Below are 24,912 nucleotides of genomic sequence, written 5' to 3'. Positions count from 1 at the left end.
TCTTTGGAAGTGCTAGAAAATATCTCAGAGTATGGCGAAAAAGTGTGCTATTTCAAATTTTGAAACAGTTTATGACTATAGAGCAACTGTTAAAATCTTAATCCGATGCTATTTGAGGTGGCATGTGCTTTGCGTCTAGGCTATTCGACGTGCGGAGTGGTTCGCAGGGGTAGGCTGCCCATCTCGAGATCAGGCGGAGTAGGGAATGCATTTCAAACCGCATGTCGGCGATAGATTCCTCGGCCAGACCTTCAATGGAGAGCATGGAGAGGGGGTGGAGCGAAGCGATCCTGATTCGGCTCCGGGGCGTGCGCTGGTCTCGCAACTCGAACTCGCCCGCATGATCGAGCGGGCCAGCCGGCGCTTCCTCGATTATCTCCGGCTCGAGCTGGGAAGGCTCGGCGTCGATGACATCTCGCCTTCGCAGGTCATGGTGCTGTTCACCATCGGCAGCGGCGAAGTCGCCGTGCGCGACCTGCTCGACCGCGGCCACTATGTCGGCTCGAACGCCTCCTACAATCTCAAGCAGCTGGTCGAGAGCGGCTATCTCGACCGGGGCGCTTCGCCGCGCGATCGGCGGCTTGCCCGGATTTCGCTCTCGCCGAAAGGGCAGCTGCTGGTCGAACGGCTGCGCATGCTCGACGAGAACAGCCAGTTCGGCCAGGGGCTCGACAGCGACCTCGTCGCCGATCTCCAGACCACCCACGATACGCTGCGCCGGCTCGAACAGAGCTGGGGTGACGCGCTGCGCTATGGAGGGATCCTGCTCGCCTCATGCACGTCCTATTCGTTCATCGTTCAGGATCTGGTCAATTCGCTCACCTGATCGCGCGCCTCGCCGCCGAAGGCGCCGAGGTCACGCTGGTCACGGAGAGGCCCGAGCCTGCTCAGCCTGGCGTCCATCAGATCGCCTATGCCGTCGGGGAAACCACGACGGCGCATCCCGCCCTGGCGGCGACCGAGTATCATGTGCGCACCGGCGAGGCGGTGGCGGCCGAACTCTCGCGTCTGCCTCGCCATGACCGGCCGGACGTCATCGTCGGCCATACCGGCTGGGGCGGCCTGCTCTTCGTCAAGGATGTGCTGCCGGCGGTGCCGCTGCTCGGCTATTGCGAGTATTTCTACAACGCCAACGGCTCCGATCTCGATTTCGGATCTGCTTCCGAGGTCACGGAGGCGGAGCGCCGGCGCATCAGGATGCGAAACGCCGCCCAGTTGCTGACGCTGGAGGCGCTCGATTTCGCCTATGCGCCGACGCGCTGGCAGCGCCAGCAATATCCGGCCTCGGTCCGCGAGCGCATCGCGCTCTGCCATGACGGCATCGACATCGCGGCCTGCCGGCCCGATCCGGAGGCGGCCTTCGCCTTGCCCGACGGCCGGGTGCTCCGGGCAGGCGACCCCGTCGTCACCTTCGCCGCCCGCGATCTCGATCCCTATCGCGGCTATCCGCAGTTCATGCGCGCCGCGGCCCGTATCGCGCGCCAGCGGCCTGATACGGTCTTCGTCGCCGTCGGGGGCGACGGGCCGGGCTATGGCCGCCCGCGGCCCGATGGCAGGCTCTGGCGCGAGGTCATGCTGGCCGAGACCGGCCTGGCGGAGCGTGTCGTCCACATCCCCTGGCTCGCCCACAAGGAGCTGGTCCGGCTCTTCCAGGTCTCGGCGGCCCATGTCTATCTGAGCGTGCCCTTCGTCCTGTCCTGGTCGCTGCTCGAAGCGATGGCCTGCGGCTGCCTGATCGTAGGCTCGGCGACGCCGCCGGTTCGCGAGGTGGTCCGGGACGGCATCAACGGTCTGCTCGCGCCCTTTTTCGACGAGGCGGCACTGGCAGACCGCGTCCTCACCGGACTCTCCGGTACAACCGGCCTGGCGGCGCTGCGGCAGGAGGCGCGGCGCACCGTCGCCAGGGGCTATGAGCGCGAGGCCTGCGTCGACCGGCAGCTCGGCTTCGTCATGCAGCTCGCCGCGGAAGCGGAGTTCGCGGCAGCCTGACGGCAGACTGCCGCACTGCGTGACAGCATGCGGCCGGCCTCAGCCCTCAGCTGTCGACGCGAAACTCCCAGCTGCCTTCCGTCTCGATGGCGCTACGCACGGAATTGGCGAGAAAGCAGTTCGCATGCGCTTCGTGGTGCAGCGCTTCGACTGCTGCGTCGTCGGGAGACTGCGCGCCGCCGAACAGGACCTGCGGTCGCAGAACCACGCGCGCGACCCATTCCTTGCCCTCGGCTTTCTTCGCCATCACGCCCTCGGCGGCGTCGCGATAGCTGTCGATCCGGAAGCCAGCCCGCGCGGCGAGGTCGAGAAACCAGAGCATGTGGCAGCTCGAAAGCGCCGCGACATAGGCCTCTTCGGGGTCGACATTGGCCGGGTTCGAGAAGGGCTCGCGCACCACATGCGGCGAGCTCGAGGCCGCGACCTCCGCCCCGCCGTCGAAGCGCCAGCGATGCGCCCGGCTGTAACGCCGGTCGAGGAAATCCTGATCGCCGCGCTGCCATTCGATCGTCGCGCCGTGATTCGCCATCATCTGTCTCCGAGGTCGGCGCAGGCCGTCAGCACGACCATGCGCGTTGCGTCGAGATGTGCCGCCAGTGTCACCAACGCCGCCGGGACATCGCCGGACGCCGCGGCTGCGATCAGTTGCCGGTGCTCCTCGGCCCAGCCCTGCTTGCGGGCTTCCGGGCCGAGTTGCTGCACGCTGAAACGGTCGATCGGCGCGCGCAGCTGCCTATAGAGCGCAAGGCTGCGCGGGCGTTCGGCCGGCCGGTAGAGCGCTTCATGGAAGGCGATGTCGCCGCCGATCCAGCCGAGCCGGTCCTGCGCGTCTTCGAGCTGGTCCTGCAGTCTCGCCAGTTCGCGGCAGGACCGCTCGCCGTGTCGGGGCAGGGCCCGGGCGGTGAGATCGCTCTCGACCAGAAGGCGCAGGTCGAAGATCTCGTCGATCTCGGCCGGCGTCGGCCAGCTCACGCGGGCGCCGCGATAATGCTCGATCCGAAGCAGGCCCTCGCTCTGCAACTGTGCCAGCGCCTCGCGCACCGGGATCCGGCTGACCCCGAACTCGCTCGCGAGTTGCTCCTGGCGGAGCAGCTCGCCGGCTTGCCAGCGTCCCTGGTCGATCTCCTGACGCAGACGCGCGGCGAGGGCGGCGGCGGTGGTCGTGGCGGCTAGGGGAGGAGTGTTCATCGAATAATTGTATCCAATTATTCGATCGATGCAATCCTGCCTCTCCAAGTGCACAGCGATGCAGCCCGTAGTCGAGCGCCGCAGCGGCGCCTTGCCCGTCGGATCGGATCACGCGGCCGCGGGTTCGCAGCCGATCATCCAGAGCGCCCCGTGGCGGTCACCCAGCATGCCGAAGCGCGGCGCCCAGAAGGTCTCTGCCATCGGCATCGTCACCGTTCCGCCTTCGGCCAGTGCGGCGAAGATGCGTTCCGCCTCGGCCGGCTCCTTCACGGTGACGCTGACATAGACGCTCCGCATCGGCCCGCTGCTTTGATCGGGCGGCGCGTCGGAGGCCATCAGCATCTGGCCATCGGCGAGTTCGAGGCAGGCATGCATGATCTTGGAGCGCCATTCCGGCGCGACGTCGACCGGCGAGCCTTCATAGGGCAGCATCGCCTCGATCCGGCCGCCGAGGATCCGCTGGTAGTCGGTGAAGGCGGCTTCGCACTGGCCGTCGAAGAGAAGATAGCTCGCAAGTTTCATCGTCATCCTCCCGGTGTATCTCTGGCCGGCGCGCATCGCCGGCATGGCTGCGAAGCGCGGAGCGTGGCAGGATCGCAAGACAGGCCTCGTCAGCAGGCCGGCCGCCCGTCGCTGCGACGGGCACCTGAACCGGAGACTTTCCCGCGACATGACATTCGAGATCGCCGCCACCCCCGAAGCCGCCGTCGACCGGCTCGAGGCGCTCTACAGCCAGGCGAAGCAGGCTCTGTGCGACGACCTGCAGCGCTTCTTCACCACGCAGGAGCCGCCGACGCCGGAAGAGCGCGCGCTCTACCGCTATCCGATGCTGCGCGTCACCTACGAGCCGTCGAAGCTGCCGGCGGCGACGCGGCGCGGCTATGCCAAATTCGCCATGCCCGGCGTCTACTCGACGACGGTGACGCATCCGGCCGAGTTCCGCGCCTATCTGCTCGATCAGCTCCGGCCGCTGGTCGGGGAATACGGCGCCACCATCGAGACCGGCGTCAGCGCACAGGAGATCCCGTACCCTTACGCCCTCGACGGCGGCGACGAGCTCGGCCGCGGCAAGGTCAGCCCGGCCGAGCTGGCCCGGCATTTCCCGACGCCGCTGCTCTCGCTGGTCGGCGACGAGGTCGCAGACGGCTCGTTCGACATCATCGAGGGTGAGCCGCGCCCGCTCTCGCTCTTCGATGCGGTCAGGGTCGACTATTCGCTCCGCCGCCTTGTCCACTACACCGGTACCGACTGGCGCGCCGTCCAGCCCTGGGTGCTGCTGACCAACTACCACCGCTATGTCGACCAGTTTGTCCGGCTGGCCCTGGCCGAGATCGAGGCCGGCACGGCGCTGGCCTTGGTTGCGCCGGGCGGCGTCCGCATCGAGCGTGAGAGCATCGACGTCAGCGCCGCCGAGCGGGTGATGTCCGCGCCCTGGCACCGTTTCCAGATGCCGGCCTATCACCTGATCCGGGCGAAGGGAGAGGGCGTGACGCTGGTCAATATCGGCGTCGGTCCTTCCAACGCCAAGAACATCACCGACCATCTCGCGGTGCTCAGGCCGAATTGCTGGCTGATGGTCGGCCATTGCGGCGGCCTGCGCCAGACCCAGATCATCGGCGACTACGTCCTCGCCCACGCCTATCTGCGCCAGGACGGCATTCTCGACGAGCTCGTCCCGCCCGACATCCCGATCCCGGCATTGGCCGAGGTCCAGGTCGCGCTGCAGGAGGCCGCCGCCGCCGTTACTGGCGAGAAGGGCGACCGGCTGAAGCAGCGCCTGCGCACCGGCACCGTCGTGACGCAGGACGACCGCAACTGGGAGCTGCGCTGGACCAAGGAGCGCAAGCGCATCAACCTCTCGCGCGCCATCGGCGTCGACATGGAATCGGGCACGATCGCCGCCCAGGGTTACCGTTTGCGCGTGCCCTACGGCACCTTGCTCTGCGTCTCCGACAAGCCGCTCCATGGCGAGATCAAACTGCCCGGCGCCGCCAACGCCTTCTATGAGCGCGCCGTGAGCGAGCATCTGAAGATCGGCCTCGCCGCGCTGGAACGGCTGAAAGAGGCCGGCTCCTCGATCCATTCGCGCAAGCTCAGGAGCTTCGACGAGCCGCCCTTCCGTTGAGAGTGGCGGCCTGCTGGCCGATCGTGTCGGCGCGGGGCGCAGGGGTGCCCCGCATCGCCATCGCTGGGCATTTCCGGCGAGGCGGGCCATAGGCCCCAGAGCATGCTGCGGAGATGTGGCAACGATTGTCGTGTCGGACATGCTCCAAATCAATGCAATCGATCGCATTAACTGCGCGATCTGGCAGCCTCGCCGCTTGCAGGAAGGATTTCAGGGGAATTGGAGTCCGGAGTGACGATGGCCCTGATCGGGCCGGCCGTTCTATGCGTTTTCAGTCTCGCCTTCCTCTGGGCCTGGGTGATCGAGCGACGGCGCGACCATCTCCTGCTGCTGGCCGCAGCTCCGGCGCTGTTCGCGATCGCAGTGACGATCCAGGTCTTCTTCTGGCCGCCATCGGTGCCGGCGAACGCCGTTCTGTCGGGAGTGTTCTACACGCTGGCCGTCCAGATCGCGGCCGAAGGCGTGCTGCGCCGCTCCGGCAAGCGGCTCGGGCGGGCCTGGCATCTGTGCGCCTTCGCAGCGGTGATGGGCGGCCTCTGGTACTTCGCCTATCTCGTGCCGAACCTGCTGGCGCGCGTCTATCTGCAGAATTTCGGCTACGGCTTCGTCCTCCTGGTCGCGAGCCTGCAGCTGGCACCTCTGATGCGTGGCCGACCGGTCGACCGGGTGCTGTTCTGGGTGCTGTTCGTCTTCGGCCTGCACTTCTTTCCGCGCACCATCCTGACGATCGGGCTGGAGGCGCCGGGGGATGTCAGGATCTTCCAGGAATCGCTGTTCTGGCAGGCGATGCACTTGTCGCTGGCCGTGCTCGGCGCCGCCCTCGCGGCGGCGCTGCTGGCGGCGACGCTCTCCGACGTGATCGACGATCTGCGCCGCGAGCGCGACAGCGACGGGCTGACCGGCCTGCTCAACCGACGCGCCTTCGAACAGCGCGCCGGCGCCGTGCTCGCTGCCACGGGAGATGCGCCCTGTGCGCTGCTCGTCTGCGATCTCGACCATTTCAAGCGGATCAACGACAGCCATGGCCATGGCGCCGGCGACGAGGTGCTGAGCGCCTTTGGAAGGCTCCTGCGCCGTGTGAGCCGTGAGAACGATCTGGTCGGGCGGATCGGCGGCGAGGAATTTGCGATCCTGCTGCCGGGAGCGGCGGAAGCCGCCGGCCAGGCCTTGGCGAAGCGGGCGCGTAACGGACTGTCCGGGCTGGTCGTTTCCTTTGCGCCGAGCGGTGGCGCGGTCACGGCGAGCTTCGGGATCGCGGAACGCCAGCCCGGGGACTCGTTTTCCGAACTCTTTACCCGTGCCGACCGCCGCCTCTACCTCGCCAAGGCGGGCGGCCGGGACCGTGCGGTCGCCGATGATGCGGCCCCGAGTCCGGCAGCGGGAGCGGTCAGCGCGGCAGCCCTGGACGCTTCCTCCGCCCCGGCGCCCCGATGACATCCCAGCCCGCCGGATGCTACGACACGGGCCGTCCTGGCCCAGGAGCCCGCCCTTGTCTGCTTCCCGCTCCATCCTGCTGATCATCGGTGGCGGCATCGCCGCCTATAAGTGCCTGGAACTGATCCGGCGGCTGAAGGATCGCGGCATCGCCAGCCGTTGCATCCTGACGCGCGCGGGCGAGCAGTTCGTCACGCCGCTCGCGGTTGGCACACTCGCCGGCGAGCGCTGCTTCACCGACCTGTTCTCGCTGACCGACGAGGCCGATATCGGCCATATCGCCCTGTCGCGCTCGACCGACCTCCTGGTCGTCGCCCCCGCCACCGCCGACCTGATCGCCAAGATGGCGAACGGCCATGCCGACGATCTCGCCTCCACCGCGCTTCTGGCGACCGATAAGCGCATCCTGATCGCCCCGGCGATGAATCCGCGGATGTGGCAGCACCCGGCGACCCGCCGCAACATGGCGCTGCTGCAGAAGGACGGCGTCCTCGTCGTCGGCCCGAATTCCGGCGCGATGGCCGAGCGCGGCGAGAGCGGGCCGGGCCGGATGGCCGAGCCGCAAGAGCTACTGGCGGCGATCGAGCAGGCACTGGCCGGCGAGCAGCGCCAGCCGCCTTCGATCGGCTTTCTCGGCCGCCTGCCGGGCCAGGGCACGGCGCTTGGCCGGGCGCTGGCGGGCAAGCGCGTGCTCGTTACCTCCGGGCCGACCCATGAGCCGATCGACCCGGTGCGCTATATCGCCAACCGCTCCTCCGGCAAGCAGGGCCACGCCATCGCTGCCGCCGCGGCCGCTGCCGGCGCCGAGGTCACGCTGATCTCCGGTCCGGTAGCCATTCCCGATCCTGCGGGCGTCACGACCATCCATGTCGAGAGTGCCCGCGACATGCTGGACGCCACCGAACAGGCGCTGCCGGCCGATATCGCGATCTTCGCGGCCGCCGTCGCCGACTGGCGCGTCGCCGGGGCGGCCGACCAGAAGATGAAGAAGGGCGAGCACGGCACGCCGAGCCTCGCCCTCGTCGAAAATCCGGACATCCTCGCGACCATCGCGGCCCGCGAGATCGACCGGCCGCAGCTGGTCGTCGGCTTCGCAGCCGAGACGCAGAACGTCATCGCCTATGCCCGCGCCAAGCTGGCGAAGAAGGGTTGCGACCTGATCGTCGCCAACGATGTCGGCGGGACCGGCGTCATGGGCGGCGACGCCAACACCGTCCATCTCGTCACCGCCGATGCCGTCGAGACCTGGCCGACTCTGCCCAAGGCCGAGGTCGCGGCGCGGCTGGTCGAGCATCTCGCAGCCCTGCTGGCGGATAAGGGGTGAGTGGCGATGGAGCCCGTCCGTATCAAGCGCCTGCCGCATGCGCAGGACCTGCCGCTGCCGGCCTATGAGACGCAAGGCGCCGCCGGGCTCGACCTGCGGGCCGCAATCCCCGAGAGCGATCTGGAGCTTGCTCCCGGTGCACGGGGCCTGGTTCCGACCGGGCTGGTGCTGGCCTTGCCGCCGGGTAGCGAAGGACAGGTCCGGCCGCGTTCCGGGCTGGCGCTGCGCCATGGCGTGACCGTACTCAACGCGCCCGGCACGATCGACGCCGACTATCGCGGCGAGGTCCAGGTCCTGCTGGTCAATCTCGGGCAGGAGCCCTTCACCATTCGCCATGGCGACCGCATCGCCCAGCTGATCGTCGCGCCGGTGGCGCAGGCCAGGCTCGTCGAGGTGCAGTCGCTCGACGATACCGTCCGCGGCGCCGGCGGCTTCGGCTCGACCGGGATCACGGATCCTGCGGTCTCCTCTGCCCGCGAGGCCCGCTCATGATCCAGCTTTCGCGCCGCAGCCTGCTCGCCATCGCCGCGGTGGTCGACATCGCGCTGCATGCCCGCCCGGCCCCGGTCGCGGCCAAGGCGCTCGCCGCCCGCCACGAATTGCCGCCGCGCCATCTCGAGACGATGCTGCAGGCGCTGGTCAAGGCCGGTATCCTCAAGGGCGTGCGTGGCCCGCGCGGCGGCTACGAGCTTGCCCGAGAGCGTAGGCGCATCACAGCAGGCGCGATCGTCCGTGCCGCAATGCAGGCCAATTCCGAGGAGAACCTGCCGCCGCTGCCGCGCTCGCCCCTGGTCGAGAGCGTCGTCGGGCCGGCTGTCCAGAGTGCGCTCGACGCGTGCCTTGCGGCGCTCGACGCGGTCACCGTGGCCGAGCTCTGCCAGCAGGCGGAAAGCCTCGCAGCGGCGGCAGGCAAGGATATCGGCGCAGATTTTACAATATAGAACGTAAATTTATCTGTTTCTCGACAGATTCTGTAATTTGATGCTAGCCTGTCGTCGAACCTACTGATCTTGACTCAGGGAGGCCGCCATGGCCGACGCCGCGCAGAAGCTCAACCCAGTCCCGACACCCGGCCGTGGCCGGGTCTATGACTCGATCACCGACACGATCGGCGATACGCCGCTGGTGCGGCTGAACCGGCTTCCTGCCGAGCGCGGGGTCAAGGCCACGATCCTCGCCAAGCTCGAATTCTTCAACCCGATCTCGAGCGTCAAGGACCGTATCGGCGTCAGCATGGTCGACGCGCTGGAGGCCTCCGGCGCGCTGAAGCCCGGCGGCACGCTGATCGAGCCGACCTCCGGCAATACCGGCATCGCGCTCGCCTTCGTCGCCGCCGCGCGCGGCTACCGGCTGATCCTGGTCATGCCGGAAACCATGTCGATCGAGCGCCGCAAGATGCTCGCCCTGCTCGGTGCCGAGCTGGTGCTGACGCCCGGCCCCGGCGGCATGCGCGGCGCCATCGCCAAGGCCGAGGAGCTCAAGGCCGAGATTCCCGGCGCGATCATCCCGCAGCAGTTCGAGAATCCGGCGAACCCGGCGATTCATCGCAAGACGACTGCCGAGGAGGTCTGGAACGACACCAATGGCGACGTCGACATCTTCGTCTCCGGCGTCGGCACGGGCGGCACCATCACCGGCGTCGGCCAGGTCCTGAAGGCGCGCAAGCCCGGCGTGAAGATCGTCGCGGTCGAGCCCGAGGATTCGCCGGTGCTCTCCGGCGGCCAGCCCGGCCCGCACAAGATCCAGGGCATCGGCGCCGGCTTCGTGCCCGGCATCCTCGATCGCGGCGTCATCGACGAGGTCGTGACCGTCGGCAACCAGACCGCCTTCGAGACGGCGCGCGCGCTCGCCAAGAGCGAGGGCATCCCGGCCGGCATCTCCTCGGGTGCGGCGATCGCCGCGGCGCTCGAGATCGGCGCCCGGCCGGAGAATGCCGGCAAGAAGATCGTCGTGATCGTCCCGTCCTTCGCCGAGCGCTACATTTCGAGCGCGCTGTTCGAAGGTCTCTGAGACGCTTCCCAACGAAAGCAGGGCGCCTTTCCGGAGAGGGAAGGCGCCCTTTTTCGTCAGCGGCTGAGTTCGACCCGGTTGCCCCAGGGGTCGGCGATCCCCGGCGCGCCGCCGGCCTCGTCGCCGCCGGCCGCCAGCATGCGCTCGCGCAGGCCGGCATAGGCCGCATCGTCACGGGCCACGAGTTCGAAACGCGAAAGCCCGGCCTCGTTCGCCCGGCGCGGCCCGGCGCCGCGGCTGTGCCAGATATTGGCCGCGATATGGTGATGGTAGCCGCCTGTCGCCATGAAGGCCGCGCCGGGATAGTGCACCATCACCTCGAAGCCGAGCTTGTCGCGATAGAAGGCCTCGGCACCCGCGACGTCGCCGACGCGCAGATGGATATGGCCCATCACCGTGCCGTCAGGCATGCCGGCATGGTCGCCAGCGTCGGCCTCGCGCAGCAAGGCGTCGAGATCAAGCCGGTCGGTCGCCATCTTGATCTCGCCCCCCGGTCCGCGCGGCCATTCCGCCCGGCTGCGGTCGCGATAGATCTCGATGCCGTTGCCCTCTGGATCGGAAAGGTAGAGCGCTTCGCTGACGAGGTGATCCGAGGCTCCTTCGAGCGGCAGGCGCCGGCTTGCGGCATGGCCGAGCCAGTTGGCGAGATCGGCGCGGGAGGGCAGCAATAGCGCGAGGTGGAACAGGCCCGCGGCTGAGGAGGGCGCCTGCGCGCCCGCTTCCAGCCTGACCAGCGGCACCCCGCCGGCCCCGAGCACGCTTTCCCGCTCGTTCTCGCTGATCACGGAAAGGCCGATTGCGTCGCGATAGAAGGCGGTCAGGCCGGGCAGATCGCGCACGCGCAGGCTGACCGTGCCGATATGGACGGGGGCGTCGAGGGACTCGTTGGCGCGGGGCTGGGTGGTTGTTGTGACGGCCATGGCGGGCTCCGAAATGACTGCGGCCAATGCCGCGTGCCCCTAAAATGGTCCTTCAGCCCCCTCTTGTCGTCCCCGGGTGCGGCAAATCCGAGATTGCGCAGTTGCAATCGAAGCTTGCGCCAGCTCCGCCTTTCGCTGGCGCAGGGTCCGCTTCGGAGCCCTCAGCGGCCGCGCCCGGCGACCCTCCGCGCCAGCTGCGCGGTCGGCGGAATCGCGGCGCCATGCCGGCTCTGCTGCTCCAGCTCGGCATTGAGTTCGGCGCCCGCAAGCACGATCGTCGCCGAGAGCCAGAGCCAGGTCATGAAGACCACCACCGTCGCCAGCGAGCCATAGGTCGCGGTGTAGTTGCCGAGCGTGCTGACATACCAGGAGAAGGCGCTCGACGTCGCCGCCCAGAGCAGCGAGGCGACTGCCGCACCGGGCAGGACCCAGGCGAAGCGCGGCGGCTTGCGGTCGGGGCCGATCCAGTAGAGGCAGCCGATCGCGATCGTGCCGATCACGAAGAAGGCCGGCCAGCGGGCGAGGCGCACCATGGTCTCCAGCTCGTGGCCGAAGGGGAAGAGGGCCGTCACCACCGGCAGGCTGGCGATCGCGGTCAGCGCCAGGACGAGCAGCAGGAGCCCGCTCAGTGTCGTCGCCAGCGAGATCAGGTTGAGCTTCAGGAAGCCGCGCTGCTCGCGCGCGCCATAGATGATGTTGAGCGCGTCGAAGATCGCCTTCACCGCGGCATTCGCGCTCCAGGTCGCCACCGCAAAGCTGATGAGGAACGTCAGCGACAGGCTTGCCGCATCGCGGCCCGCAAGCCGTACCGCCTGCTCGCGGATCAGTTCGCGCGCTGCTTCCGGGAAGACCAAAGTGAGATCGTCGAGCTGGGCGGCGATGGTCGCGGGATCTGTCATCCCGCCATAGATCGTGACCAGCAGCGACAGCGCCGGGACCAGCGAGAGCAAGGTGAAGAAGGCGACGGCGCCGGCGAGCGAGAGCACGCGCGCCTCCTGGATGCGGACGATGAAGCGGCCGAGCACGTCCTTCCAACCGCGCCAGGGCAGGGCGATCGGGGAGGCGGCGCCGCGGCCGCGGCGCGTCTGGCGCAAGGGATCGCGGACGCGCCGGGTGAAGGTCGCGTGGACATAGCCGAGCGCCAGCGCCGCCAGTCCGGCAGCGCCGGTGATTCGTTTCAGATACGCCATGCCCGTCTCCGCCGATCGATGCGGCCCCGCCTGCCGGGAACGCCGGGCGACCCGGATCGTTCCAACTCCTGACGCTCGAATAATCTGCTTAGAGCTTTGTTAACCTTAACGGTTTCTTATCGTGGCAGGCCAGCGCGTCTTGAGAGGCGCGAAAGGCGGGGCGAGCTGCCCCATCTCCTTCTACGACCAGAGTGCCCGATGAAGACGCTCCTCAAAGCCACCGTCGCGACCTTCCTCCTGCTCGGCAGCGGTGCTGCTCTGTCCGCCGATCTGCCGTCGAGCAAGTATCTGCCGCTCGCTCCGGCCCTGCCGCCGCTCTACAGTTGGACCGGCTTCTATGTCGGCGGCCAGGCTGGCTACTCCTGGGGCTCCGATCGACAGAACCTCTACACCACGGTCGGCCGCGTGCCGGTCGGTGTCTCCTTCGACTACAGCCCGTCCTCCTTCATCGGCGGCGTCCATGCCGGCTTCAACTACCAGATCGGCTCGGTCGTCCTCGGCGTCGAAGGCGATATCGAGGCGATCAATGGCCGCGATCAGCGCAGCGGGCTGTTCAGGGTCGAGCAGGACTGGCAGGGCTCTGTGCGCGGCCGCATCGGCTATTCCTTCGACCGCTTCATGATCTATGGCGCCGCCGGCGCCGCCTTCAGCCGCTTCGAGTACGGCTACTTCAACCCGGCGCTCGGCTTCGGCGAGAATGGCAGGTTCTCCCGGACTGGCTGGACCGTCGGTGGCGGCGTCAACTTCGCCTGGACCGACAATCTCATCTTCGGCCTCGATTATCGCTACACCGATTATGGCAATTTCGATTTCGTCGCGAGAAACGCCTATCTCGGCCTGACTGCCGAGCATGAGCCGACTTCGCACGCCGTCCGCGCCAGCGTCGCCTACAAGTTCTGATCCGCCGCCCACTCCGGGTATCGACGAGGCCGCGCCGCAAGCGCGGCCTTCCTGCTTGCGCGTTGTCGCCTGAATGCGCGCAGGCTTCACGGCTCGTCGCTTCGGCCGCGCTGCGCCAGCAGCCAGGACCTGACCATCGCGGTCGGCTCCGGATGGCGCGGCTTGCGCGCCGAGACGACATGGAAGTCGAGGCTGCCGCGCATCGTCGCGGGGAAGGCCTGGACCAGGCGGCCGGCAGCGAGGTCGGGCTCGACGAGGAAGCGGCTGGCGAGCGCCAGGCCCTGGCCGGCGAGGGCGGCATCGAGGGCCAGCGCCGTCTGGTTGAAGCGCATGCTCCGCATGCCCGGCGGCATCGGCCGTGCCAGAGCGCGCTCGATGAATTCCGGCCAGAGGTCATGTCCGTCATGCAGCAGCACCAGCTGCGCCAGTTCGGCATCGTCGAGCGCGGCCGCGGCGCCGGTACGGAGCTTGGGGCTGCAGATGGCGACGACATCCTGCGGGAACAGCAGATCGGCTACCAACCCGGCTCCAAAGGGCGGCCGGCCTTGCCGCACCGCGATGTCGACCCCGTCGGACTGGAAATTGGCGAGGCTGTCGCTGGCGAGGATGCGCAGGTCGAGCTGCGGATGGGCGGCGGTGAACGCCGGCAGGCGCGGAATCAGCCATTTCGAGGCGAAGCTCGGCGTCACACTGATCGTCAGCCGCAGCGGCTGCGGGCGCAAGGCGGTGGTCGCCTCGGTGATCACAGCGAAGGCGCGGGCAAGCTGCGCTGCATAGCCCCGGCCGGCGCTGGTCAGGGCGAGACCGCCCTGCAGCCGCTCGAACAATTGCATGGCGAGGTCCCGCTCAAGGCCGCGCACCTGCTGTGCGACGGCGCCCTGCGTCACGCCAAGTTCCTCCGCTGCCAGCCGGAAGTTGAGATGGCGGGCGGCGGCCTCGAAGGCGCGCAGGGCATTGAGCGAGGGCAGGCGGCGTGAAGGTTTCATCAGCCAGTAGATTTCCTACAGTCTGAGCGGTGACGAACTCGCTGGCCAAGGCTCGTGCCTGCTGCCAAGAACAGGGTGTGCATGGCGCCGGCTTTGTGCATGGAGCCGCTTGTAGAACGAATGGTGGACGCGATGGCAGCAGAAAAAGTAGCGATCGTCACGGCAGGCGGCAGCGGCATGGGTGCCGCCGCGGCGCGGCGGCTGGCGCAGGACGGCTTCAGGGTCGCGATCCTGTCCTCCTCGGGCAAGGGCGAGGCGCTGGCGGCGGAGCTCGGCGGCCTCGGTGTCACCGGCTCGAACCAGTCGAATGACGACCTCAAGCGCCTCGTCGACGAGACCATGGCGCGCTGGGGCCGGATCGACGCGCTCGTCAACAGCGCCGGCCATGGCCCGCGCGCGCCGATCACCGAGATCACCGACGAGCAATGGCATACCGGGCTCGACGTCTATCTGATGAACGTCATCCGCGCGACACGCCTCGTCGCCCCGGTGATGGCGGCGCAGAAATCCGGCGCGATCGTCAACATCTCGACGGCCTGGGCCTTCGAGCCGGCAGCGACCTTCCCGACGTCGGCGGTGTTCCGCGCCGGGCTCGCCGCCTACACCAAGCTCTTCGCCGACCAGTATGCCGAGCATAATGTCCGGATGAACAATGTCCTGCCCGGCTGGATCGATTCGCTGCCGCAGACCGAGGAACGCCGCGCCGGCGTGCCGATGCAGCGCTACGGCACCAGCGAAGAGATCGCCGCGACGGTCGCCTTCCTCGTTTCCGAGGGCGCCGGCTACATCACCGGCCAGAACCTGCGCGTCGATGGCGGGTTGATGCGCTCGGTCTGAGCGACGGCTCGGTCTGGGCACGCTCCTGGCGTCATGGTCGGCCTTGAGCCGACCATCTCGGTCCGGATGAGGCTCCTGCCGGGGCCCGCTCGTCGCTGCGAGATTCTCGGCTCTGCGCTCCGCTCCGGCCGAGAATGCCTTCCGCGAGGGTCAGAACCCCGTCCGCTGGCGGATCGCCGCCGCCAGCGTGCCGTCGTCGAGATAGTCGAGCTCGCCACCGACCGGCACGCCATGGGCGAGCTTGGTCACCTTGACCTCAAGATGCGCCAGAAGGTCGGTGATGAAATGCGCCGTGGTCTGGCCCTCGACCGTGGCGTTGAGCGCCAGGATGATTTCCTTCACCGCCGGTTCCGAGGCGCGGGCGACGAGCGCGTCGAGCGTCAAATTCTCCGGCCTGATGCCGTCGAGCGCCGAGAGCACGCCGCCGAGCACGTGATAGCGCCCGCCGACCGCGCCGGAGCGCTCAAGCGCCCAGAGATCGGCGATATCCGCGACGACCACGATGACGCTGTCGTCGCGGCGCGGATCGCGGCAGAGCCCGCACGGGTCGCTGGTGTCGACATTGCCGCAGCTCGAGCAGACGACGATTCGTTCGCGCGCCACCGCCATCGCTTCGGCCAGGGGGCCGAGCAACTGCTCGCGCTTCTTGACGAGATGCAGCGCCGCGCGCCGCGCCGAGCGCGGCCCCAAGCCCGGCAATTTCGCCAGGAGCTGGATCAGGCGCTCGATTTCGGGGCCGGCAATGGTGCGGGACATGGCGAGCCTAAATAGGGAATAGCGCCGTCATTCCGGACAAGCCGCGCAAGCGGCGCCGATCCGGAATCCATCGAGGGGCGCGGCGCTCTACGATGGATTCCGGGACGTCGCTGCGCTTGCCCGGAATGACGGTGCGCGAGGCGGACTCAGAACAGCTTCATGCCGGGCGGGATCGGCAGGCCGCGCGTCACCTCGGCCATCCGGTCTGCGACAGCGCGCTCGGCCTTGTTGCGGGCGTCGTTACAGGCGGAGATCACGAGGTCCTCGAGGATCTCCTGCTCGCCGGCGACCATCAGGCTCGGGTCGATCTTCACCGACTTCAGCACGTTCTTGGCGGTCATCACCACCGTGACCAGCCCGCCGCCGGCCGAGCCCTCGAACTCGAGCGTGTCGAGCTGGGCCTGCATGTCGGCCATCTTCTTCTGCATGTCCTGCGCCTGCTTCATCAGGCCCATCATGTCGCGCATCGCGGCGCTCCCTCTTGCTCAGTTGTCCGTCCAGAACTCGAAGCCCTCGAAATCCGGCTCGCTGTCGTCGAACAGCGGCTCGGCCTCGGGCAGATACTCGTCGCCGGCCGTCGCGCTCGCCTGCTGCTCGGCCTCGGCGGCACGCGGGTCGCGGACGTCGACGATGCGGGCGCCGGGGAAGCGTTCCAGCACCGCGCGAACCACCGGGTGGCTGGCGGCATCGCTCTCGCGCTTGTCGCGCGCGGCCTCGGCCTGCTCGCGCAGGGTCGGTGCGCCTTCGGTGTTGGCGAGGGCGACCAGCCAGGTCTGGCCGGTCCAGTCCTTCAGCCGCTTCGACAGGTCGGTGGCGAAATGGCGATTGCTCGAATTGGCCAGCGCGAACTCGATGCGGCCCGGCTCGAACTTGACCAGCCGGACGTCGCGCTCCAGCGCCAGCTTCATGGTGATGTCGCGCTGGCGCGAGGCGAGCGCGACGAGATCCTCCAGGCTTTGGGGCTGCGGCAGGCCACCCGCCATCGCGCGCGGTGCCACCGCGACGGCCGGCGCCGGATTGGCGGCGGCGAGCACCGGCCTTGCCGCCAGCGCGGTCGCGCCTCCGCCCGAAGGTGGGCGCGGGGAGGGGGAGCCGTTGCCGTTGCCGGCGCCGCCATTCCCGTCACGCAGCATCCGCAGCGCCTCGTCCGGCGTCGGCAGGTCGGCGGCATGGGCGAGGCGCACCAGCGCCATCTCGGCCGCCATCACCGGGCGGTCGGCCTGGCGGACTTCGGCGATTGCCTTCAGCAGCATCTGCCAGGCGCGTGCGAGCACGCGAATCGACAGGCGCTGGGCGAAATCGGCGCCGCGGGTACGCTCCGCCTGGCTCAGGCTGTTGTCCTTGGCGGCATCGGGCACGAGCTTCAGGCGCGTCACCAGATGGCTGAATTCGGCGAGGTCGGAGAGCACGACGGCAGGGTCGGCGCCGGCATCGTATTGCGCCCGGAGCTCGCCGAGTGCCGCCGCGATGTCGCCCTTCATCACCTGCTCGAACAGGTCGATAACCCTGGCCCGGTCGGAGAGGCCGAGCATGGTGCGGACTTCTTCCAGTGTGATCTTGCCGCCGGCATGGGCAATCGCCTGGTCGAGGATCGAGAGCGAATCGCGCACCGATCCCTCGGCGGCGCGCGAGATCGCGGCCAGCGCCTCGTCCTCGGCCTCGATGCCCTCGGCCTTGCAGATGCCGCCGAGATGGCCGACCAGCAGGCCGGCATCGACGCGGCGCAGGTCGAAGCGCTGGCAGCGCGACAGCACTGTCACCGGCACCTTGCGGATTTCCGTGGTGGCGAAGATGAACTTGGCGTGCGGCGGCGGTTCCTCCAGCGTCTTCAGGAAGGCGTTGAAGGCGCCTCCCGAGAGCATGTGGACCTCGTCGATGATGTAGACCTTGTAGCGCGCGCTGGTCGGCGCATAGCGCACGGCGTCGTTGATCTGGCGGACATTGTCGACGCCGTTATTGGAGGCGGCGTCGATCTCCATCACGTCGATATGCCGGCCCTCGACGATCGCCTGGCAATGTACGCCGAAGCTCGAAAGGTCGGTGGTCGGCGCGCCCGTGCCGTCGGCATTCTGGTAGTTCAGGGCGCGCGCCAGGATGCGTGCCGTCGTGGTCTTGCCGACACCGCGCACGCCGGTCAGCATCCAGGCCTGAGGGATGCGGCCGGCCGCGAAGGCATTGGTCAGTGTCCTGACCATGGCATCCTGGCCGATCAGGTCGCCGAAATGCGCCGGCCGGTACTTGCGGGCGAGCACGCGATAGCCGGCCGGCTGGCTCGCAGCGGCGGCGGGCGCGGGGGCAAGGCCGGGGAAGCCCGGCTCGTCGGCGGGGACGGTCGCGTCGGTCATGCCATTGCTTTCGCCAATCGCGGCGCGGCGGTCAACGGCGCCTTGCATCCGCCGGGCCTGACCATGTCAGGAACCGCGCCACAGATGCGTCGCCGCGCGAGGCGGCAGGTGGGAGGCTGGACGAAGACCCGTTCGGTCTCGTTACGGCTGCTTCCTTCCGGACCTGACCGGGTTGGCGAGTGAGACGTCCCTCGCCAACCTCCCGCCGGCTATATCGGTGAAGTGAGGCGCGAGCGCAAGTCGGCTTTCGACAAGTCGCCTTCCCAGCAAGTCGACTGGAAAACCATCCCTGCGCTGCTGCGACACAGGTGTTTCGGCATTGACTCGGGTCGCCCCTTCCGCCATAAGCCCGCGACCTGTGCAGCCCAACGGCGGCGCGGAACCTTTTGCATGACAGGCTTGGTTGGCCTTGGCTTTCTCTTCGAGAGCTGTGGTCGCTACGCCGAGACAAGGCCCCGGAGACGGACCGTGAAGAGAACCTATCAACCCAGCAAGCTGGTTCGCAAGCGTCGCCACGGCTACCGTGCCCGCATGGCGACCAAGGGTGGCCGCAAGGTCATCGCTGCCCGTCGCGCCCACGGCCGCAAGCGCCTGTCGGCCTGATGAGGTGAGGCGCGCGCTCCCGGCGCGCCGGTTTCGTGAAGACTGGCCAAACGCCATGCGCATCGCCCGTCTGACGCAACGCAGGGACTTTCTCGCGGCGGCCGAGCACGGCCGCCGTTTTCGTTCGCCTGCCTTCGCCGTGCAGGTCAACGATCAGCGGCGCGACGCCGCCGAAGTCGGGCTGAGGCTCGGCCTCACTGCCTCCCGCAAGGTCGGCGGTGCGGTCGAGCGCAACCGTATCCGCCGGCGCCTGCGCGCCGTAGCCAAGCTCGCTCTGGCCGAGCAGCTCGATCGCTCCTGCGACGTCGTCGTCGTCGCCCGTCCCGAAACGATCGCCGCCGATTTTCGCGCCATGGTCGCCGACCTCTCGGTCGCGCTCGACCGCGCCCGCCCCGGCGGTAACCGTCGCGGCCCGCCTTCCGGCAAACGCCCCCTTCCCGAGAAGCCCGCCAGGGCCGACAGCGAGACCCGTTTTCGACCATGAAGATGAAAGAAGAAAACCGTAATCTGCTCCTGGCGATCACGCTCTCCGTGGTCGTGCTGCTCGGCTGGCAGTTCTTCTACGGCGTGCCGCAGATGGAGAAGCAGAAGCAGGTCGCGCAGCAGAACCAGCAGACGCAGAGCCAGCAGCCGCCGGCTCCGGGAAGCGTGCCGACGCCGGGCGCCGCCCCGGCCCCTGGCGCTGCCCCGGCGCAGCCTGCTGCCGCCGCTGCGCTCGCGACCCGTGAGGCCGCGCTCGCCGCTGGCCCGCGCATCCGCATCGAGACGCCGAAGATCGCCGGCTCGCTCTCGCTGACCGGCGCGCGCATCGACGACGTTTCGCTCAAGGCCTATCACGAGACGGTCGACCCGAAGAGCCCGATCATCGTGCTGCTCTCGCCGGCCGGCGGCCCGAACGCCTATTATTCCGATTTCGGCTGGGTCGCGGGGCCGGGCGTCAACGTTCCCCTGCCGAACGCCTCCACAGTCTGGACCGCCGACAGCCAGGTCCTGACGCCGGCCAAGCCGGTGACGCTGACCTGGGACAACGGCCAAGGCCTCCTGTTCCGTCGCATCATTTCGGTTGACGACAACGCCTTGTTCTCGATCCGCGACGAGGTCGACAACAAGGGCTCGACCCCTGTTTCGCTCTACCCCTATGGCCAGGTCGTCCGCGTCGGCAAGCCGGCGACGCTCGGCTACTACGTGCTGCACGAGGGCATGATCGGCGCGCTCGGCGAGCAGGGTCTGCAGGAATACACCTACGACGCCATCGACAAGGAGCCGGCCCTCGGCGCGGCGACGCATGGCAAGGCCTGGAAGGACGCCGTCGGCGGCTTCGTCGGCATCACCGACAAGTACTGGGCCGCTGCTGCGATTCCCGACCAGACCAAGAAGTACGAGGGCCGCTACTCGTCGGTGCAGACCGGTCCGGTGCGCACCTATCAGGCCGACTTCCTCGGCGAGGCGGTCACGATCGCGCCGGGTGCTTCGGCCACCGCCTCTTCGCGCCTGTTCGCCGGCGCCAAGGAAGTCGCGGCGATCGACGGCTACGAGAAGAATCAGGGCATCAAGCGCTTCGAGCTGATGATCGACTGGGGATGGTTCTACTTCATCACCAAGCCGATGTTCTACCTGATGGACTGGGTCTACAAGCATGTCGGCAATTTCGGCATCGCGATCCTGGTCGTCACCGTCCTGCTGAAGCTGCTATTCTTCCCGCTCGCCAACAAATCTTACGCCTCGATGGCTAAGATGAAGGCGGTGCAGCCGGAAATGATGGCCATCCGCGAGCGCTATGCTGACGACAAGATGAAGCAGCAGCAGGCGCTGATGGAGCTGTACAAGACCAACAAGATCAACCCGCTCGCCGGCTGCTGGCCGGTGCTGGTCCAGATCCCGGTCTTCTTCGCGCTCTACAAGATCCTGTTCATTACCATCGAGATGCGGCATGCGCCGTTCTATGGCTGGATCAAGGACCTTGCCGCGCCGGATCCGACCAATCTCTTCAACCTGTTCGGCCTGCTGCCGTTCACGCCGCCCGCCATGCTGCATCTCGGCATCTGGCCGATCCTGATGGGCGTGACGATGTTCGTGCAGATGAAGATGAACCCGGAACCGCCGGATCCGGTCCAGAAGATGATGTTCACCTGGATGCCGGTGTTCTTCACCTTCCTGCTCGGTTCGTTCCCGGCCGGCCTGGTGATCTACTGGACCTGGAACAACCTTCTCTCGATCCTCCAGCAGGGTTTCATCATGCGCAAGCACGGCGTGAAGATCGAGCTCTGGGACAACCTGAAGGGCATGTTCGGCAAGAAGCCCGCGGCCGCTGCCGCGGCGGGCGTGCCGAAGCCGGCGAACAGCAACAAGAAGTGAGAATGGCCGGGGCGTTTCGCCTCCGGTTTCCGAAAACCTCATCCCGGGCGGCGCGAGCCGACCCGGGATGTGTGCTTTAAGAGCCCCGAGAAGCGCGGGGCGAAGGCCGGTCGGCATTTCACCTGCGGCCGGGCCGACGAGGAGACCGGCATGCCCCTTCCCGATCCGCTGACGCGTCATCCGATTCCCGGCTGGAAGGGCACTGCCTTTCTGAAGGCGATCGTCGACCATCCGCTCGTCGAGGTCGGCGACTACTCGTACTATGACGACTCGCGTGGCCCCGAGCATTTCCTCGCCCGTTGCGTGCGCTACCATTTCGACTTCATCGGTGACCGGCTGGTCATCGGCAAGTTCGTCGCCATCGCCCAGGCGGCGCAGTTCATCATGAACGGCGCCAATCATCCGATGGGAGGATTCTCGACCTTTCCCTTTCAGATGTTCGGTTTCGAGGGTGCGCCTGCGATGACGCCGGAGGGCCTCGGCCATCGCGGCGATACCGTGATCGGCAACGATGTCTGGATCGGCCGCGAGGCGGTGATCATGCCCGACGTCACGATCGGCGACGGCGCGATCATCGGGACCCGGGCGCAGGTCTCGCGCGACGTGCCCCCCTACGCCGTCGTGGTCGGCAATCCCGGCAAGGTGGTGAAGCTGCGCTTCCCGCCGGAGGTCGTTTCGGCCCTGCTCGCGATTCGCTGGTGGGACTGGGATTCGGAAAAGATCGCCCGCAACCTGACCTTGATCGCCGGCGCGGACATCGACGCGCTGCGACAGGCCGTGTAGGCAAGGCAGATGACCGCAAGCACCACCACACCCTACGACGCCGACGAGATCGAGGCGGCCCGCAAGCTCTTCGAAGGGCCCTGGGATTTCGTCTGGGCCTCGACCAAGATCGATGACCTGCCGCCCATGGTCGGCCAGGAGATCGCCTTCGCCGGGCGCTCCAATGTCGGCAAGTCGAGCCTGATCAATGCGCTGACGCGGCGCAATGCACTCGCCCGCACCTCGCATACGCCGGGCCGCACCCAGCAGCTCAACTTCTTCCGCCAGGTCGACCATGACGAGCGCCTGACCATCGTCGACATGCCGGGCTACGGCTATGCCGCCGTCGGCAAGGAGAAGGTCGCGGCCTGGACGAAGCTGATCCACGACTATCTGCGCGGCCGCTCGAACCTGATGCGCGTCTATGTGCTCATCGACGCCCGGCACGGCATCAAGGAAGTCGACAGCGCGGTGCTGGAGACGCTCGACAAGGCGGCGGTCAGCTATCAGGTCGTTCTGACCAAGGGCGACGCCATCAAGCAGTCCGACCAGACCTTCATGGCCGAGGCGACCTTCGACGAGATCAAGCGCCGCCCGGCCGCCTTCCCCGAGGTTCTGGTGACCTCGAGCGAGAAGGGCCTCGGCATTCCCGAGCTGCGCGCCGCGATCGCCCGGGTGCTGGCGGAACGCAGCTAGTCGACTGCGATCGCGCCGCTTCACCGCGCCGCGGCGGCCGGGCTTGACGCTGGCCCGGCCGCGTCGTCTTTGGCGCCCGCAGATGCCTCGCGCCGGCCCTGGTGCGCTGCCGGAGCCCGTCATGATCACCGCCACCCGCATCCATCTCACCATCGCCATGCTGATGGGACTGTTCGGCGTCACCCTGCTCGCCGCCGCGACCCATGCGGGTGCTGCCGACACGCTCCAGATCGCCGGGCAGATGCTGCTCTTCCACGCCTCGGCCGTGATCGGCGCCTGCGTCGCGCGTCGTGCCGGCCTGCTCGCCGATATCGGGGCGCGCCTCGCGATCTCGCTGCTGATCCTCGGCGTCGCTCTGTTTGCCGCCGATCTCGCCATGCGCGGCTTCCATGGCGCGCGCCTGTTCATGGGCGCCGCCCCGGCCGGCGGCTTCATGATGCTCGGCGGCTGGCTCGGGCTCGCCGGCTCGGCACTGTTCGCAAGGCGGGTCTGAGCCGCGCCGCCGCGCTTTCGCCGCGGCGCGTCTTCGGCTAGAAGGCGGCCCGGCGCGGATCGGGCGCGCCTTCGCGGAGCCTGCCGATGAACGCCCCTCACAACCTCACGCCCTCGCAAGCCGCCGATCTTCTGGTGCAGGCGCTGCCGCATATGCAGCGCTACGACCAGGAGGTGATCGTGATCAAATATGGCGGCAACGCCATGGGCGACGCCGCCACCGCGGAGGATTTCGCCGAGGACGTGGTGCTGCTCGAGCAATCCGGCCTGAAGCCGGTGGTCTGCCATGGCGGCGGGCCGCAGATCGCCCGCATGCTCGACAAGCTCGGCCTCAAATCCGAGTTCAAGCAGGGCCTGCGCGTCACCGACGCGGCGACGGTCGACGTCGTCGAGATGGTTCTGGCCGGCTCGGTCAACAAGGAGATCGTCGGCTATATCTCGCGCGAGGGCGGCAAGGCGATCGGGCTTTGCGGCAAGGACGGCAACATGGTGCTGGCCAAGAAGGCGACGCGCACCATCGTCGACCCCGATTCGAAGATCGAGCAGATCCTCGACCTCGGCTTCGTCGGCGAGCCGGACAAGGTCGACACCACCGTGCTCAAGGCGATCCTCAAGGAAGAGCTGATCCCGGTGCTGGCGCCGGTCTGCGCCGCCGCGGACGGCCAGACCTACAATGTCAATGCCGACACTTTTGCGGGTGCGATCGCGGGCGCGTTGAATGCCAAGCGCCTCCTGCTTTTGACCGACGTGCCGGGCGTCCTCGACAAGGACAAGAACCTGATTCCGGAGCTGACCGTCGAGCAATGCCGGCGCCTGATCGCCGACGGGACCATCTCCGGCGGCATGATCCCGAAGATCGAGACCTGCATCTACGCGCTGGAAAAGGGCGTCGAGGCCGTGGTCATCCTCGACGGAAAGGTGCCGCATGCCGCCCTGATCGAGCTCTTCACCGACACCGGCTCGGGCACGATCATCAGGAAGTGAAGGGGCGCTGCGCCGGTCGGGCTCGTGGAGGCGCATCGGCGCGCCTCCTACCCCTCACCCGTTCGGGCGAGGGCACTCCGCTGGTGCCCCCTCGCAATGAGGACCTCGTCATCGCAAGGACTTTGCAAGAACCTTGTATGTCATGCTGGCGCGTCCCACATGACATGATCCAATGAACCACAACGCAAAAATCACCAGCGCTCTGCCGCTCCTGCCCCAGCTCGACGCCTTCGGCCATGTCGACCACTGGATTTTTGATCTCGACAACACGCTCTATTCGCACGAGGCGAAGGTCTGGCCGCAGGTCGACGAGCGCATCACGCTCTTCCTCGCCGAGATGTTCGGGCTCGATGGCATCTCGTCGCGGGCGCTGCAGAAATATTATTACCAGCGCTACGGCACGACGCTGAAGGGGCTGATGGAGGAGTACGGCATCGACCCCGCCGATTTCCTCGACTTCGCCCACGAGATCGACCTGACGCTGCTCGATCCCAACCCCGCTCTTGGGGCGGCGATCGCGGCGCTGCCCGGCCGCAAGCTGATCCTGACCAACGGCTCGCGCGGCCATGCCGAGAATGTCGCCGGCAAGCTCGGCATCCTCCAGCATTTCGAGGACATCTTCGACATCGTCAACGCCGGTTTCACGCCGAAGCCCGAGCGCGCGACCTACGAGAATTTCCTGACCAAGCACGGCGTCGATCCCGCCCGTGCGGCGATGTTCGAGGACATCGAGAAGAACCTGATCGTCCCGAGCGCGCTCGGTATGAAGACGGTGCTGATCGTGCCGCGCACGCCCGATCCCTTCCGCGAGGCCTGGGAGCAGGCGGCGGTCGAGGCCGGCCATGTGCATTTCGTCACCGACGACCTGACCGGCTTTCTGGGGCCGCTGACACGTGCGGAACTCCCTTCGCTTCCTGTTTCGAAATAGCTCTGAGTCATCCCGGGCGACCGAAGGGAGGCCCGGGATCCATTCCGGAACGGTTTAGGCATGGATCCCGGATCAGCGCCGCTTCGCG

Annotated in this window: 27 protein-coding genes and 1 other RNA gene; 18 read left to right on the top strand and 10 right to left on the bottom strand. The window is 67.8% G+C overall.

Annotation, left to right across the window (positions count from 1 at the left end; translation table 11 throughout):
* The first annotated feature begins 205 nt into the window (after positions 1–205).
* On the top strand, positions 206–826 hold the full coding sequence (locus AC1REK_RS23605) for a MarR family winged helix-turn-helix transcriptional regulator (RefSeq protein ID WP_492269722.1): 621 nt from the start codon (positions 206–208) through the stop codon (positions 824–826).
* Entirely contained in the window at positions 775–1,989 is a 1,215-nt protein-coding gene (locus AC1REK_RS23600) for a glycosyltransferase (protein WP_492269723.1), read from the top strand. The genes AC1REK_RS23605 and AC1REK_RS23600 overlap by 52 nt, the downstream gene beginning before the upstream one ends.
* A gap of 46 nt (positions 1,990–2,035) precedes the next feature.
* Here the strand turns inward: AC1REK_RS23600 and AC1REK_RS23595 are convergent, their stop codons facing one another.
* The 3 genes from AC1REK_RS23595 to AC1REK_RS23585 all read right to left on the bottom strand — a co-directional run bounded on the left by AC1REK_RS23595 (position 2,036) and on the right by AC1REK_RS23585 (position 3,699).
* Entirely contained in the window at positions 2,036–2,518 is a 483-nt protein-coding gene (locus AC1REK_RS23595) for an OsmC family protein (protein ID WP_492269724.1), read from the bottom strand.
* Entirely contained in the window at positions 2,518–3,177 is a 660-nt protein-coding gene (locus AC1REK_RS23590; protein ID WP_492269725.1) for a GntR family transcriptional regulator, read from the bottom strand. Before AC1REK_RS23590 ends, AC1REK_RS23595 begins: the two co-directional genes overlap by 1 nt.
* Before the next feature lie 108 nt (positions 3,178–3,285).
* A complete protein-coding gene (locus AC1REK_RS23585; protein ID WP_492269726.1) occupies positions 3,286–3,699 on the bottom strand; it encodes a VOC family protein in 414 nt (137 codons plus the stop codon).
* Positions 3,700–3,847: 148 nt separating this feature from the next.
* Here AC1REK_RS23585 and AC1REK_RS23580 point away from each other — a divergent pair, with 148 nt between their 5' ends.
* From AC1REK_RS23580 to cysK, 6 genes are all read left to right on the top strand, one after another.
* Complete coding sequence (locus AC1REK_RS23580; RefSeq protein ID WP_492269727.1) at positions 3,848–5,302, top strand: AMP nucleosidase; 1,455 nt, start codon at positions 3,848–3,850, stop codon at positions 5,300–5,302.
* A 237-nt stretch (positions 5,303–5,539) separates the two neighbouring features.
* Positions 5,540–6,736, top strand: a complete 1,197-nt coding sequence (locus AC1REK_RS23575; protein WP_492269831.1) for a GGDEF domain-containing protein — start codon at positions 5,540–5,542, stop codon at positions 6,734–6,736.
* Positions 6,737–6,752: 16 nt separating this feature from the next.
* Positions 6,753–8,060, top strand: a complete 1,308-nt coding sequence (locus AC1REK_RS23570; protein ID WP_492269728.1) for a phosphopantothenoylcysteine decarboxylase domain-containing protein — start codon at positions 6,753–6,755, stop codon at positions 8,058–8,060.
* 6 nt (positions 8,061–8,066) lie between these two features.
* Positions 8,067–8,552 (top strand): dUTP diphosphatase, encoded by a 486-nt coding sequence (gene dut, locus AC1REK_RS23565; protein WP_492269832.1) that lies wholly within the window; start codon positions 8,067–8,069, stop codon positions 8,550–8,552.
* Positions 8,549–9,001: an RrF2 family transcriptional regulator gene (locus tag AC1REK_RS23560; protein ID WP_316016205.1), complete on the top strand. Its 453-nt coding sequence runs from the start codon at positions 8,549–8,551 to the stop codon at positions 8,999–9,001. The genes dut and AC1REK_RS23560 overlap by 4 nt, the downstream gene beginning before the upstream one ends.
* A gap of 88 nt (positions 9,002–9,089) precedes the next feature.
* Positions 9,090–10,070 carry a cysteine synthase A gene (gene cysK, locus AC1REK_RS23555; protein WP_316016204.1) on the top strand — a complete coding sequence of 327 codons (981 nt, stop codon included), beginning with the start codon at positions 9,090–9,092 and terminating at the stop codon, positions 10,068–10,070.
* 56 nt (positions 10,071–10,126) lie between these two features.
* On the opposite strand, the gene AC1REK_RS23550 is transcribed toward cysK, so the two are convergent.
* Together AC1REK_RS23550 and AC1REK_RS23545 are read right to left on the bottom strand one after the other, a co-directional pair.
* A complete protein-coding gene (locus AC1REK_RS23550) occupies positions 10,127–10,990 on the bottom strand; it encodes a VOC family protein (RefSeq protein WP_492269729.1) in 864 nt (287 codons plus the stop codon).
* 161 nt (positions 10,991–11,151) lie between these two features.
* A complete protein-coding gene (locus AC1REK_RS23545; RefSeq protein ID WP_492269730.1) occupies positions 11,152–12,180 on the bottom strand; it encodes a YihY/virulence factor BrkB family protein in 1,029 nt (342 codons plus the stop codon).
* A gap of 198 nt (positions 12,181–12,378) precedes the next feature.
* Here AC1REK_RS23545 and AC1REK_RS23540 point away from each other — a divergent pair, with 198 nt between their 5' ends.
* Positions 12,379–13,080, top strand: a complete 702-nt coding sequence (locus AC1REK_RS23540) for an outer membrane protein (RefSeq protein ID WP_492269731.1) — start codon at positions 12,379–12,381, stop codon at positions 13,078–13,080.
* An 86-nt stretch (positions 13,081–13,166) separates the two neighbouring features.
* Here AC1REK_RS23540 and AC1REK_RS23535 read toward each other — a convergent pair whose 3' ends face one another.
* Positions 13,167–14,066, bottom strand: a complete 900-nt coding sequence (locus tag AC1REK_RS23535; RefSeq protein ID WP_492269732.1) for a LysR substrate-binding domain-containing protein — start codon at positions 14,064–14,066, stop codon at positions 13,167–13,169.
* A gap of 132 nt (positions 14,067–14,198) precedes the next feature.
* Between AC1REK_RS23535 and AC1REK_RS23530 the strand changes: the two genes are divergently transcribed.
* Positions 14,199–14,903: an SDR family oxidoreductase gene (locus tag AC1REK_RS23530; RefSeq protein WP_316016199.1), complete on the top strand. Its 705-nt coding sequence runs from the start codon at positions 14,199–14,201 to the stop codon at positions 14,901–14,903.
* A gap of 150 nt (positions 14,904–15,053) precedes the next feature.
* Here the strand turns inward: AC1REK_RS23530 and recR are convergent, their stop codons facing one another.
* From recR to ffs, 4 genes are all read right to left on the bottom strand, one after another.
* Positions 15,054–15,659: a recombination mediator RecR gene (gene recR, locus AC1REK_RS23525; RefSeq protein WP_316016198.1), complete on the bottom strand. Its 606-nt coding sequence runs from the start codon at positions 15,657–15,659 to the stop codon at positions 15,054–15,056.
* 146 nt (positions 15,660–15,805) lie between these two features.
* Positions 15,806–16,126 carry a YbaB/EbfC family nucleoid-associated protein gene (locus AC1REK_RS23520; RefSeq protein WP_066478747.1) on the bottom strand — a complete coding sequence of 107 codons (321 nt, stop codon included), beginning with the start codon at positions 16,124–16,126 and terminating at the stop codon, positions 15,806–15,808.
* A gap of 18 nt (positions 16,127–16,144) precedes the next feature.
* The gene (locus AC1REK_RS23515) at positions 16,145–18,004 is read right to left on the bottom strand and encodes a DNA polymerase III subunit gamma/tau (protein WP_492269733.1); all 1,860 of its coding nucleotides are present in this window, start codon (positions 18,002–18,004) and stop codon (positions 16,145–16,147) included.
* 107 nt (positions 18,005–18,111) lie between these two features.
* Positions 18,112–18,208: signal recognition particle sRNA small type (gene ffs / locus AC1REK_RS23510), an RNA gene on the bottom strand.
* A 264-nt stretch (positions 18,209–18,472) separates the two neighbouring features.
* On the opposite strand from ffs, the gene rpmH reads away from it, so the two are divergent.
* From rpmH to AC1REK_RS23470, 8 genes are all read left to right on the top strand, one after another.
* Positions 18,473–18,607 (top strand): 50S ribosomal protein L34, encoded by a 135-nt coding sequence (gene rpmH / locus AC1REK_RS23505; protein ID WP_038364779.1) that lies wholly within the window; start codon positions 18,473–18,475, stop codon positions 18,605–18,607.
* Between the two features lie 55 nt (positions 18,608–18,662).
* On the top strand, positions 18,663–19,091 hold the full coding sequence (gene rnpA / locus AC1REK_RS23500; RefSeq protein ID WP_492269734.1) for a ribonuclease P protein component: 429 nt from the start codon (positions 18,663–18,665) through the stop codon (positions 19,089–19,091).
* Positions 19,092–19,093: 2 nt separating this feature from the next.
* Positions 19,094–20,962, top strand: a complete 1,869-nt coding sequence (gene yidC, locus AC1REK_RS23495; protein ID WP_492269833.1) for a membrane protein insertase YidC — start codon at positions 19,094–19,096, stop codon at positions 20,960–20,962.
* Between the two features lie 150 nt (positions 20,963–21,112).
* Positions 21,113–21,745 (top strand): CatB-related O-acetyltransferase, encoded by a 633-nt coding sequence (locus AC1REK_RS23490; RefSeq protein WP_492269735.1) that lies wholly within the window; start codon positions 21,113–21,115, stop codon positions 21,743–21,745.
* 9 nt (positions 21,746–21,754) lie between these two features.
* Positions 21,755–22,420 carry a ribosome biogenesis GTP-binding protein YihA/YsxC gene (yihA, locus tag AC1REK_RS23485; protein ID WP_316020394.1) on the top strand — a complete coding sequence of 222 codons (666 nt, stop codon included), beginning with the start codon at positions 21,755–21,757 and terminating at the stop codon, positions 22,418–22,420.
* 121 nt (positions 22,421–22,541) lie between these two features.
* The gene (locus AC1REK_RS23480) at positions 22,542–22,913 is read left to right on the top strand and encodes a DUF423 domain-containing protein (RefSeq protein WP_492269736.1); all 372 of its coding nucleotides are present in this window, start codon (positions 22,542–22,544) and stop codon (positions 22,911–22,913) included.
* A gap of 86 nt (positions 22,914–22,999) precedes the next feature.
* Positions 23,000–23,896: an acetylglutamate kinase gene (argB, locus tag AC1REK_RS23475; protein WP_316020397.1), complete on the top strand. Its 897-nt coding sequence runs from the start codon at positions 23,000–23,002 to the stop codon at positions 23,894–23,896.
* Positions 23,897–24,068: 172 nt separating this feature from the next.
* Positions 24,069–24,824: a pyrimidine 5'-nucleotidase gene (locus AC1REK_RS23470; RefSeq protein ID WP_327521033.1), complete on the top strand. Its 756-nt coding sequence runs from the start codon at positions 24,069–24,071 to the stop codon at positions 24,822–24,824.
* Positions 24,825–24,912: the final 88 nt, after the last annotated feature.

It is taken from the genome of Allobosea sp. GW823-FHT02B03 (genome assembly GCF_058797755.1).
Note: the sequence above shows the minus strand (reverse complement) of the source record. Positions and strands in the feature narration are given on the sequence as shown.